This window comes from Corallococcus llansteffanensis (assembly GCF_003612055.1).
GTDB lineage: Bacteria > Myxococcota > Myxococcia > Myxococcales > Myxococcaceae > Corallococcus > Corallococcus llansteffanensis.
In genome coordinates this window covers 1-11,748 of the sequence record NZ_RAWB01000313.1, presented here as the reverse complement: position 1 = coordinate 11,748, position 11,748 = coordinate 1, and the positions used below count along the sequence as shown (strand labels likewise).

7 protein-coding genes and 1 pseudogene are annotated in these 11,748 nt (G+C 71.5%); 5 read left to right on the top strand and 3 right to left on the bottom strand.

Going from position 1 to position 11,748, the window contains the following annotated elements; all coding sequences use genetic code 11:
* From D7V93_RS26105 to D7V93_RS26090, 4 genes are all read left to right on the top strand, one after another.
* Nucleotides 1-2,245: tetratricopeptide repeat protein (locus D7V93_RS26105; RefSeq protein ID WP_208723154.1), on the top strand; the 2,245-nt coding region annotated here is incomplete at its 5' end.
* A gap of 1 nt (nt 2,246) precedes the next feature.
* Nucleotides 2,247-3,506, top strand: coding sequence for a phosphoribosylamine--glycine ligase (gene purD / locus D7V93_RS26100; protein ID WP_120645978.1), 1,260 nt, complete (start codon nt 2,247-2,249; stop codon nt 3,504-3,506).
* Nucleotides 3,503-4,615, top strand: coding sequence for an LptF/LptG family permease (locus tag D7V93_RS26095; RefSeq protein WP_120645977.1), 1,113 nt, complete (start codon nt 3,503-3,505; stop codon nt 4,613-4,615). Before purD ends, D7V93_RS26095 begins: the two co-directional genes overlap by 4 nt.
* Nucleotides 4,612-5,727 (top strand): LptF/LptG family permease, encoded by a 1,116-nt coding sequence (locus D7V93_RS26090; protein ID WP_120645976.1) that lies wholly within the window; start codon nt 4,612-4,614, stop codon nt 5,725-5,727. The genes D7V93_RS26095 and D7V93_RS26090 overlap by 4 nt, the downstream gene beginning before the upstream one ends.
* Nucleotides 5,728-5,820: 93 nt before the next feature.
* Here D7V93_RS26090 and D7V93_RS26085 read toward each other — a convergent pair whose 3' ends face one another.
* The 3 genes from D7V93_RS26085 to D7V93_RS26075 all read right to left on the bottom strand — a co-directional run bounded on the left by D7V93_RS26085 (nt 5,821) and on the right by D7V93_RS26075 (nt 10,945).
* Entirely contained in the window at nt 5,821-6,990 is a 1,170-nt protein-coding gene (locus D7V93_RS26085) for an acetate/propionate family kinase (RefSeq protein WP_120645980.1), read from the bottom strand.
* Nucleotides 6,987-9,347 (bottom strand): phosphoketolase family protein, encoded by a 2,361-nt coding sequence (locus D7V93_RS26080; RefSeq protein ID WP_120645975.1) that lies wholly within the window; start codon nt 9,345-9,347, stop codon nt 6,987-6,989. The genes D7V93_RS26085 and D7V93_RS26080 overlap by 4 nt, the downstream gene beginning before the upstream one ends.
* A gap of 128 nt (nt 9,348-9,475) precedes the next feature.
* Complete coding sequence (locus D7V93_RS26075; protein ID WP_120645974.1) at nt 9,476-10,945, bottom strand: MDR family MFS transporter; 1,470 nt, start codon at nt 10,943-10,945, stop codon at nt 9,476-9,478.
* Nucleotides 10,946-11,154: 209 nt separating this feature from the next.
* Between D7V93_RS26075 and D7V93_RS26070 the strand changes: the two are divergent.
* Nucleotides 11,155-11,748 (top strand): annotated as a pseudogene (locus tag D7V93_RS26070) (O-antigen ligase domain-containing protein); the annotation flags it as partial.

Below are 11,748 nucleotides of genomic sequence, written 5' to 3'. Positions count from 1 at the left end.
GCGCGAAGCCTCGGTGGTGGTGGAGCCGCAGTCTCCGGCGCCGTCCCCTTCCGCAATGGGGGGAGAGGACCTCGAGCTGCCGATGCTCAGCCACCTGGATCCCTCCGCCGCGTCGTCCGGGGGAGACCTGGACCTCCTCGGAGGCGCGCAGGCGGCGGGCAACGAGCCCCGGCTCGCGGGCGCCACCGCGCTGTCGCCGGACTCGCGCATCAGCTCGGTGAAGCCCGCGCGCACCTCGCACCTGACGGCCGCGCCGGTCCGCAGCGCCCAGCGTGAAGGCTCCGGCGGCGGCGTCCGGTCGCTGGCCGCGGGCCTGGTCGTGCTGGTGCTCCTCGGGGGCGGCGCCGCGGCTGGCTACTTCCTGCTCTACAAGCCCCGGCAGGAGGCGGCGCTCAAGGCCTCCCGTCCGCAGGGGCCCGCGCCCGTGTCCCCGGAGGTGATGGCGGCGGTGGGCCGGTGGAAGCTCCAGTTCCTGGAGCTGACCGGCACCAGCGCGGACCACCTCGCGGAAGGCCAGCGGCAGCTCGCGAAGGACCAGCGCGTCGCATACGCGGAGGCCGAGGAGTCCTTCCAGCAGGCGGTGCTCCTGGACCCGCGCAGCACCGACGCCATCGCCGGCTACGTGCAGGCGCTGGCGCTCGGGCGCGGTCCCGGCATGGACGACAACTCCTTCCAGGAGGCGCGCGAGCTCATCCAGGCCACCGAGTCCACCGTCGGCAAGCTGCCCGGGCTGCTCGTCGCGCACGCGAACCTGCTGCTGTCCCGCGCGCGGCAGTCCAGCCACCTGGAAGAGGCGACCCAGCTGGCGGACGCGGCCCGGGCGCACCCGGATGCCACCGACGCGCAGAAGGCGGAGGCCTACCTGGTGCTGGGCCGCGCCAAGGTGGCCACGTCGCGCGAGCTGGCGAACAAGGACTTCGACGAGGCCCGCAGGCTCGCGCCCAAGCTCAAGCGCGTGGACTACTACAGCGCGCTTGCCCACGAGGAGGCGGGCCAGTACGGCCTTGCGCTCAAGCTGCTGGGCCGCCGGCTGGAGCTGGATCCGCAGGACTGGGACAGCCTGGAGGCGTCCGCCCGCATCTACGTGGAGGTCGGCGAGACGGGCCGCGCGCGCAAGCTGTACGAGGACCGCGCGAAGGCGAAGGGCAAGGCGGGGGACCTGCGCAGCGCGCTCGCGCTGGCCGTCCTGCGCTACCAGGCGGAAGGCAACGCGCGCGAGGCGGTGCGCGAGCTGCGCGCCCTGGCGAAGGGCGTGTCCCGCTATGGCCCGCGTGACGCGTCGGAGATCTGGGTCCACCTGGCCGCGGCGGAGCGCACCGCGGGCAACGCCGACGGCGCGGTGAAGGCCGCGGACGAGGCCCTGAAGGTCGTGCCGGCGCTGCCGGAGGCCCACCTGCAGTTGTTCCTGGTGGCGCTGGCGGGCAAGGACGCGCCCAGGGCGCGTGAGCACCTGAAGGGCTTCCAGGGGCGGCTGGAGGACCCCGCGCTGGAGCAGGTGCTGGAGGGCCGGGTGCTGCTGCTGGAGCAGAACCCGGCGGGAGCGCAGGAGCGCTTCCTCGCCGCGGGGAAGCTGGACCCGCGCCGCCTGGACGCGCAGCTGCTCGCGGGCGTGGCGGCGGCCACCGCGAAGAAGCGCGAGGAGTCCTTCCGCCTGTTCTACCCCGTGCTGGAGGCGCGCATCTTCGACCCGCTGCGCCCGGCCCCCAGGCCCGCGCTGACGCGCTTCTGGCTGCGGCCCGGCGACACGCTGGCCGGCGTGGAGAACGTGGTGCAGGAGCTGGGCGGTCGTCCGGACGACGTGCAGCCCCTGCTGTACGAGGGCCTCGTGCGCTTCCACCAGGGGGATCGGCAGGGCGCGGAGCGGCTGCTGCGCTCGGTGGTGGAGACGGGCACGAACAACGGCTCCGCGCAGGCCTACCGCTCGCTCCTCGCGCTGGACGCGAAGCCGGCGCAGGCGCTCGAGCTCGCGGAGAAGGCGGTGGCCCTGGAGCGCAGCCTGCCGGTGGCGCGCCTGTCGCTGGGGCTCGCGCAGGCGGCAGCCGGGGACGTGGAGCGGGCGAAGCGGTCGGTGCGCTCCGTGCTGGAAGTGGCGCCGACGATGCTGTCCGCGCAGACGAAGCTGGCGGAACTGGAGCTCGCAGCGCGGCCGGAGGTCGCGCGCGCGATGCTGGAGAAGGTGGTGGGGCTGGACCCCTCCTGCTTCCCCGCCAAGAAGCTGCTCTTCAAGCTGGACGAGCGAGGTTGACGTGAAGGTCCTGTTGCTGGGGTCGGGCGGGCGCGAGCACGCGCTCGCATGGAAGCTGGCGCAGAGTCCCCGCCTGTCCCGGCTGATCTGCGGCCCGGGCAACCCGGGCACGGCGCGGTGGGGCACCAACGTGCCGCTGCAGGCGGACTCGCCGGAGGCGGTGGTGTCGCTGGCGCGCCGCGAGGGCGTGGACCTGGTGGTGGTGGGTCCGGAGGCGCCGCTCGTCGCGGGTGTGGCGGACGCGCTGGCGCAGGTGGACATCCCGTGCTTCGGCCCCGTGGCCGCGGCCGCGCGGATTGAAGGCTCCAAGGCCTTCGCCAAGGAGATCATGGCGGAGGCGGGCGTGCCCACCGCGGCCTTCCGCGTCTTCACCGACGCGGCGGAGGCGGAGGCGTACGCCGTCCAGCAGGGCCGCATCGTGGTGAAGGCGGACGGGCTGGCCGCGGGCAAGGGCGTCATCGTCGCGCCGGACGCGCAGGCCGCGCGCGACGCGGTGCGCGCGGTGGCGGCGCTGGGGCAGGTGGGCCAGCGGATGGTGCTGGAGGAGCTGCTGGAGGGCGAGGAGGTGTCGCTGATGGCCCTGTGCGACGGCGAGCGCTACGTGCTCCTGCCGCTGTCGCAGGACCACAAGCGCGTGGGCGAGGGCGACACCGGCCCCAACACCGGCGGCATGGGCGCGTACTGCCCGGCGCCGTTCCTCACCGCCGAAGAGCTCGCGCGCGTGGGCGAGCAGGTCATCGCGCCGACGCTGGCCGTGCTGCGCAAGCGCGGCACGCCGCTGCGCGGGGTGCTGTACGCGGGGCTGATGCTCACGGCCTCGGGCCCCAAGGTGCTGGAGTTCAACGCGCGCTTCGGGGACCCGGAGGCGCAGGTCCTGATGATGCAGCTGGACGAGGACGTGCTGCCGCTCCTGGACGCGTGCGCGAAGGGCACGCTCGAGCCCCGGACGCTGGCGCAGCACCCCGGCGCGTCGGTGGGCGTGGTGCTGGCGGCGGAGGGCTACCCGGAGGCGCCGAAGAAGGGCCAGCGCATCGAGGGCCTGGAGGCCATTCCGTTCAACGCGCCGGTGTTCCTGGCGGGCGTGGCGAAGCAGGACAAAGCGCTGGTGACGGCGGGCGGACGGGTGATGACGGTGTGCGCTCGGGCGGATGACCTGGCGAAGGCGCGCGAGCGGGCCCTGGCGTCGGCGGAGCTCGTGCGCTTCGAAGGCAAGCACTTCCGCCGGGACATCGGCGCGCGGGGGCTTCGGGCGCGGCCGTGAAGCTGCTGGCGCGCTACCTGCTCAGGGAGCTGCTCGTCCCCCTCTTCGTGTGGGTGGCGTTCATGTTCCTGTTGCTGTTCGTGATGCAGTTCCTGCGCGGCACGGACGTGCTGCTGGGCTCGGCGGTGACGCTCGGGGACCTGGGCCGGCTCATCGCGTACCTGGCGCCGCACTTCCTGGTGATGGCGCTGCCCATCGCGTTCCTGCTGGCCATCCTCCTGGGCCTGGGGCGGCTGGGGGAGGACCGGGAGCTGACGTCGCTGCAGGCGCTGGGCATCAGCCCGCTCCAGCTCCTGGCGGCGCCGCTGGGCGTGGGGCTGGCGCTGAGCGCGTTCATGGTGCTGCTCACGTCCACGGTGGAGCCCTGGGGCCTCACCGGCGTGAAGGAGCTGGTGGGCGAGGTCATCCAGAAGAACGTCGCGGGCGACGTGAAGTCCGGCGTCTTCTACGAGGACCTGAGCGACCTGACGCTGTACGCGCAGAGGGTGGCGCCCAACGGGGGAGGGTGGACGAACGTGCTCCTGCACGACGACCGCGACCCCAGCTCGCCGCTGCTGGTGCTGGCGCACAAGGGCCGGGTGGGCACGTCGGCGCGGGGCGAGGCGTTGACCATCGAGCTGAAGGAGGGCGAGGTGCACCGCGCCAACCGCTCCGCCGTGGACGCCAGCGTCGTCGCCTTCGAGAAAGCGGAGATCAACGTGGGGCTGGGCGGGTCGCTGTCGCGGCGCAACCGGTTCCGCTCGCCCAAGGAGGAGCTGACGCCAGTGGAGTTGATGGCGGCGGCGAAGGACGCGGAGGAGCGCCGGGATGATCCGCGCCCGTTCCTGATGGCGCTGCACAGCCGGTTGGGCAACGCGGTGGCGCCGGTGGCGTTCGCGCTCTTGGGCACGCCGCTGGCCATCGGCCGCAGGCAGGCGGGCCGGGCGTGGGGGTATCTCCTGACGCTGGGCGGCTACGTCCTGTACTACCTGCTGAGCCGCGCGTTCGAGCAGATGGGGCAGAAGGGCCAGCTCCCGGTGCTCGTCGCGGGGCAGCTCGCCAACGTGCTGTTCATGGTGGTGGGCGCGGTGGCGCTGTACCGGGTGACGCGCTCGGGAACGGTGCGATGAGGGGCACGCTGTTCAGCTACGTGGTGCGCGCGTACGTGCGCTACACGCTGGGCATCCTCGCGGGCGTGGTGGCCGTGTTCCTGGTGGTGGACTTCGTGGACCGCGCGAAGGCCTACGGGGGCGAGGGCTGGGTATGGGACGTCCTCAAGCTCTACGGCTACAAGGCGCTGGTGACGGTGCAGCAATTGGGGCCGGCGGCGCTGCTGCTGGCGGCGGGCACCACGGTGTCGGCGCTGCGCAAGAAGGGCGAGGTGACGGCGCTCCGGGCGCTCACCTTCGGGCCGGCGGCGCTCTACCTGCCGGTGGGCCTGTGCGCGCTGGTGGCGTGCCTGGGGCTGGTGCTGTTCGACGAGACGGTGGCCGCGAGGGCGGGCCGGCGCGTGGATGAGATCACCACGCAGCGCTTCAACCGGTGGGGCGACTGGCGCCTGTACTACACGCCGAAGCAGTGGTTCCGCCGGGGCGACACCATCTTCTTCCTGCGAGGCGGCAACCCGCAGGAGGGCTTCGAGAACGTCTCCATCTTCACGCTGACGCCGGAGTTCAAGCTGCGCCGTCGCGTGGACGCGGTGCGGATGCGCTCGCTCCAGGACACGCGCTGGGAGCTGACAGACGTGGTGGAGCGCACCTTCACGGAGGACGGGCGCACGGCGGTGCATCAGCAGCCGAGCGCCGAGTACGAGCTGGGCGTGGGTGCGACGACGTTCCGCATCCGCCCGGGCCGGCCGGAGCAGATGCGCCTGGGCGAGCTGCGAGAGCAGATTGGCGCGCGCGCGGAGGTGGGCCTGGCGACGCGGGCCTTCCAGCTCGCGTGGCACAACCGGTTCGCGTACCCGCTGGCGGGGCTGCCCGCGGCGTTGCTCGCGGTGGGGCTCGCGCTGCGCACGAACCGGCGAGGACACCTGACGGCGGCCGTGGTGGAGGGTCTGCTCATCGCCGTGGCGATGTGGGGCCTGATGGTGGTGTCGCGCACGCTGGTGCTCACCGAACGCCTGGCACCCGCGGTGGCGGCGTGGATGCCCACGACGCTGCTGACCCTGGTGGCGGCGGCGCTGTGGCTGCGCCGCGAGGGGCTGCTCTACCTGCCGCGAAGGCGGAGCGCGGCGAAGTAGGAGGGCGGTCCCTGCGGAGCGGGGCCGTGTTTCCCAGTCCAGGTGGCGCGCGAGCCAGCCCGTGCGGTGACAGGGCAGGCTCGCATGAGCCGCTCAGCCGCGCAGCAGTCTGCGCGTATGCCGGGCGAGCTGTCCCTCCTCGTCACTGGGCAGCACCCGCACGAGGCACGCGGACCCCTCCGCCGAGATGACCTCCGCGCTCGCGTCATTCCGGCGCGCATCGAGCGTGATGCCCAGGTGGCCCAGCGTCGCGCACACGCGCTGGCGCACCGTCGCGCTGTTCTCCCCGATGCCGCCCGTGAACACGAGCAGGTCCAGTCCACCGAGCACCGCCGCGTAGGCGCCCACCGTCTTCGCGAGGCCGCGCGTGAAGACGTCCACCGCGAGTGCCGCGGGCGCGTGGCCCGCCGCTGCATCGCGCGTGAGGGCCTGCATGTCGCTGGTGCCCTCCGACAGTCCCCGGAGCCCGGCGTCGTGGTTCACCATCGCTTCGAGCGCCGCCGCGTCCATTCCGCCCACCCGCATGAGGTACAGCAGCACGCCCGGGTCCAGGTCGCCCGTGCGGGTGCCCATGGGAATGCCGCCCGTGGGCGTGAAGCCCATCGACGTATCAACGGAGCGGCCATGGTCGAGCGCCACCAGGCTCGCGCCGCTGCCCAGGTGCGCCACCACCGTGCGCGCGGGCACACCAGGCGCGAGCCTCGCGACGATGGACTCGTAGGACAGGCCGTGGAAGCCGTACCGCTGCACGCCCTGCTGACGCACCGACAGGGGCAGGGGCAGCGTCGAGGCGACGGGGGGCAGGGTGGCGTGGAACGCCGTGTCGAAGCAGGCGAACTGCGGCACGCCCGGGAAGCGCCGCGCCGCCGCCCGGATGAGCGTGAGCGCCGCGGGGATGTGCAGCGGCGCGAAGTGCGTCGCGTCCTCCAACGTCTTCAACACCTCCGGCGTCAGGGCCTGGTGCTGCCGCAGCCGGGGCCCGCCATGCACCACCCGGTGTCCAATGGCCCGGGGCTGCTCCGCCCCTGCTTCCTCCAGGTGCCGCACGGCTTCACGGAAAGCGTCCTCCTGCGACGGGTGCCGCACGTCCACCGCGCGCACCTGCCTGCCTTCACCGTCCTTCAGCACGAGCCGGCCCTGCTCCGCGCCGATGTGGCTCGTGCTGCCCTTGAACCGCACGGTCTCCTGGCCCGCATGCTCCGCGTAGAGCCCGAACTTCAGCGACGACGAACCGCTGTTGATGACCAGCACGGCGTCGCTCATCGCGCGGTCCATTTCCAGTCGCGCACCTCGGGCATGTCCTCGCCGTGCTCCGACACGTAGAGCTTGTGCTGCTGGCGCACCTCGGAGAAGCGCTGCTCCGCGTCGTCCAGCCGGTGGCGCGCGGCGGGCGTGTGCCGGATGGCCGCCAGCGCCAGCGTGAAGCGATCCATGTCATTGAGCACGGTCATGTCGAAGGGCGTGGTCGTGGTGCCCTCCTCCTTGAACCCGTGCACGTGGATGTTGCCGTGGTTGGCCCGGTTGTAGGTGAGCTTGTGCACGAGCGTCGGGTAGCCGTGGAAGGCGAACACCACGGGCTTGTCCCGGGTGAACATGCGGTTGAAGTCCTCCTCGTTCAGGCCATGCGGGTGGACGCTCACCGGGGCCAGCGTGAACACGTCCACCACGTTGACGACGCGCACCTTCAGCTCCGGGGCCCACGCGCGCAACACCGTCACCGCCGCCAGCGTCTCCAGGGTGGGCACGTCGCCCGCGCAGGCCATCACCACGTCCGGGTCGCCGTCGTCGTTGCCGGCCCAGTCCCACGTGCCGATGCCCGTGGAGCAGTGGCGGACGGCGCTCTCCATGTCCAGCCACACGGGCGACAGCTGCTTGCCCGCGATGATGAGGTTCACGTAGTCGCGCGAGCGCAGGCAGTGGTCCGCCACGGACAGGAGCGTGTTCGCGTCCGGCGGCAGGTAGATGCGCACCGTGTCCGCCTTCTTGTTGGCCACGTGGTCGATGAAGCCCGGGTCCTGATGGGAGAACCCGTTGTGGTCCTGGCGCCACACGTGCGAGCTGAGCAGGTAGTTCAGCGACGCGATGGGCTTGCGCCAGTGCAGCTCCTTCGCGGATTTGATCCACTTGGCGTGCTGGTTGAACATCGAATCGATGATGTGGATGAACGCCTCGTAGCAGGAGAAGAGGCCGTGGCGTCCGGTGAGCAGGTAGCCCTCCAGCCACCCCTGGCAGAGGTGCTCGCTCAGGACCTCCATCACCCGTCCGTCGGCGGAGAGATGCTCGTCGGTGGACTCCAGCCGCGCATCCCAGGCCTTGCCGCTGACCGCGTAGACGTCCTGGAGCCGGTTGGAGGCGTTCTCGTCGGGCGCGAACAGGCGGAAGTTGCGGGTGCCCAGGTTGTGGCGCATCACGTCCCGCAGGTAGCCGCCCAGCACGCGCGTGGCGCTGACCTCCTTGGAGCCCGGGGTGCCGGGGTCCACCGCGTAGTCGCGGAAGCCCGGCAGCACGAGCGGCACGAGGAGCTGCCCGCCGTTGGAGTGGGCGTTGACGCCCATGCGCAGCCGGCCCTTGGGCGCGACGTCCGCCAGCTCCTCGCGCAGGGTGCCGTTCGCGTCGAACAGCTCGCGGGGCCGGTAGCCGTGGAGCCACGCTTCGAGGATCTTCAGGTGCTCGGGGTTGGTGCGCACCTCCTCCAGGGGCACCTGGTGGGAGCGCCAGGTGCCTTCCACCTGCTTGCCATCCACCTCATGCGGGCCGGTCCACCCCTTCGGCGTGCGCAGCACAAGCATGGGCCAGCGGGGACGGGTGGCGTCGTGGTTCTCCCGCGCGTGGCGCTGGATGCGGAGGATCTCCGCGTAGAGCTCATCGAGTAGCGCGGCCATCCGCTGATGCATCGTCTTCGGGTCATCACCCTCCAGGAAGTAGGGCTGGTAGCCGTAGCCGCGGAAGAGGGCCTCCAGCTCGTCCGGGTCGATGCGCGCGAGCACCGTGGGGTTGGCGATCTTGTACCCGTTGAGGTGCAGGATGGGCAGCACGACGCCGTCGGTGATGGGGTTGATGAACTTGTTGGAGTGCCAGCTCGCGGCGAGCGGGCCCGTCTCCGCCTCGCCGTCACCGACAACGCAGGGGACGATGAGGTCCGGGTTGTCGAAGACAGCGCCATACGCGTGGAGCAGCGAGTAGCCCAGCTCGCCGCCCTCGCTGATGGAGCCGGGGACCTCCGGGGCGTCGTGGCTGGGGACACCGTAGGGCCAAGAGAACTGGCGGAACAGGCGCTTCATGCCGTCGCGGTTGCGCTCGATGTTGGGATACAGCTCCGTGTAGGAGCCTTCGAGGTACGTGTTGGCGATGATGCCGGGGGCACCGTGTCCGGGGCCAATCACATACATCATGTTGGCCCGGTGCTGCCGGATGATGCGGTTCAGGTGCACGTAGATGAAGTTGAGGCCGGGCGTGGTGCCGAAGTGTCCGAGCAGGCGCGGCTTGACGTCCTCCACCGTGAGGGGCCGCTCCAGGAGCGGGTTGTCCTTCAGGTAGATCTGCCCCACGGAGAGGTAGTTCGCCGCGCGCCAGTAGGCGTCCATCTTCTCCAGCTCGGCTTCACTCAGCGGTCCCGGCATGCGTGTCTTCCCCCCGCGCGAATGGTTGGAGCGACCAGACTCCAGCCCTCGCGCGTCGTGCAATCCCCCTGACGGGAAAAGTCAGACGCGTCGGTTTTCCGACAGCGATGGGCCTTGGAGCCGGCGCCTCAGTGAGGAGCGGGGACGTCCACGGTGTTCGCTGGCGTGGTGGCCTGCTTCAGCTTGGGGAAGAACAGTCCGGCGGCGAACGCGGCGACCATCGCCGAGCAGATGATCCAGAAGTTGATGCTGAGGCCGTGGTTCAGCGCGCCGCCGAGCGTCTCGAGGACGGCGGGGGACAGGCCGCGTCCATGCTCGGGGCCGAGCAGCTCGGTGGCCGCGCTGACCGGGACGCTGGGGTCCTTCATGAGCTGCGCCACCATCACGCCTCCCATCGCGCCCACCCCGAGCGACCCGCCGATGGTGCGGAAGAACATGCTGCTGGCCGTGGCCACGCCGCGCAGCTCCCAGCCGACGCTCATCTGGACCGCGACCATGGTGGCCATGGCCGCGAAGCCCAGGCCCACGCCGAACAGCCCCATGGCGATCTGCGGCACGAGCAGCGGCGCGCCGGGCTTGAGCATGAGCGCCATCAGCGCGGTGCCGACCGTGGCCAGGCCCAGCCCGCCGACGATGAGCGGCCGGAAGCCGATGCGCAGCATCAGCCTGCCGCCAATGACGCTCGCCAGCGGCCAGCCGACGATCATCGGGGTGATCATCCCGCCCGCCATCGTGGCCGAACCGCCGAGCACGCCCTGCACGTACAGCGGCACGTAGGTGGTGGCGCCGAACTGGGCGGCGGAGAAGAGGGCACCCGCCAGGGAGCAGATGGCGATGGTGGGAATCTTGAAGAGGCTCATCGGGATGATGGGCTCGGGGGCGCGCAGCTCCACGAACACGAACGCGGTGAGCAGCACGCCCGCGACAGGCAGGGCGAAGAGCGTGCGGCCGGTCCCCTGCACGCCGAACAGCAGGGCCACCACGCCTCCGCACAGGAGCGCCGCGCCCGCGAAGTCGAGCCGGGCGCGCGCCTTGCGCTTCAGCTCTTCGTGGAAGAACACGATGAGCAACGCCATCGAGGCCAGGCCGATGGGGATGTTGAGGAAGAAGACCCAGTGCCAGGTGAGGTGCTTCACGATGAGGCCACCGGTGAGCGGGCCCGCGAGGCCGGCGATGCCCCACACCGCGCTGAACGCGCCCTGGACCTTCGCGCGCTGCTCCAGCGTGAAGATGTCGCCGACGATGGTGATGGCGATGGGCTGCATGGCCCCGGCGCCCAGTCCCTGGAGGGCGCGGAAGGCGATGAGCATCTGCATCGACGTGGAGAGCCCACAGGCGATGGAGCTCGCGAGGAACAGCGTGCTGCCGAAGAGGATGATGGGCTTGCGGCCGTAGAGGTCCGCGAGCTTCCCGAAGATGGGCACGGTGATGGTGGACGACAGCATGTACGCGGTGAAGACCCACGCGTAGCTCTGGATGCCGCCCAGGTCGCTGACCACCGTGGGCATGGCGGTGGAGACGACGGTCATCTCCAGCGCGGCCACGAAGAGGCTCAGCGCGAGAGCAAGGGTGGTGAACGGTCGGTGGGTGGTGCGCATGGCGGCAGGTTCGGACCCTGGAGAAGAGGGGGCCTGACTAACGGGTGCCTGTCCGCGCCGCCAACGTCAAGCGCGGCGAAGTCGCTGGAGGGCCGCCACCGCCCCGGATTCCGGGGCCTGTCCGGGAAGAGGGGAAGGTCGGCGGTGGAGGTCCCCAGAGGGTGAGGTAGGGTCCGAAGGCCGCGCGAGGGCCGAGCACAAGAATGAGCATGGATTCCAGGACGGTGATTGGCGGGCGCTGGCTGACAGCGGTCACCGCGGTGTTGGGGCTCTACGCGGTGGGGCTGGTGCTGGCGGAGGCGGTGCTCCAGGCGGGCGCCATCCTTGCCACGGCGCTGGCCCTGGCGCTGGCGGTGACGAAGCGGCTGAGGCTGGAGAAGGACGTGCGGGCGTTCGTGCTGGCGAGCGTCACGCTGTGCCTGTGGCAGCTCCTGTCCCCGGCGGTGGCGCTGCTGACGGGAGCGGCGGCAAAGTGGCCCAGGGGCGCGAGGTACGGGCAGGCGCTGGACACGGTGGCGGCGGCGGCGGTGGCGTGCATCGGGACGCTGGGGGTGCCGTGGGCGTTGCTGGGAGGCATCACCGCGGGAGGCTGGTTGCTGGCGGCCGCGCTGGGCTTCTTCCAGCACCGGGTGATGTGGCCGTGGGAGCCGCCCGCGTTCCTGAAGCTGAACCTGTCGAGGCTGCACGAGAACTTCGGCACGGAGGAGTCCCCGAGGTACGCGGCGGGAGGGTTCTTCTTCCACCGGCTGCGGTTCGCGCACGGAGCCATCGCGGTGCTGGGACCCGCGCTGGCGGTGCTCGGG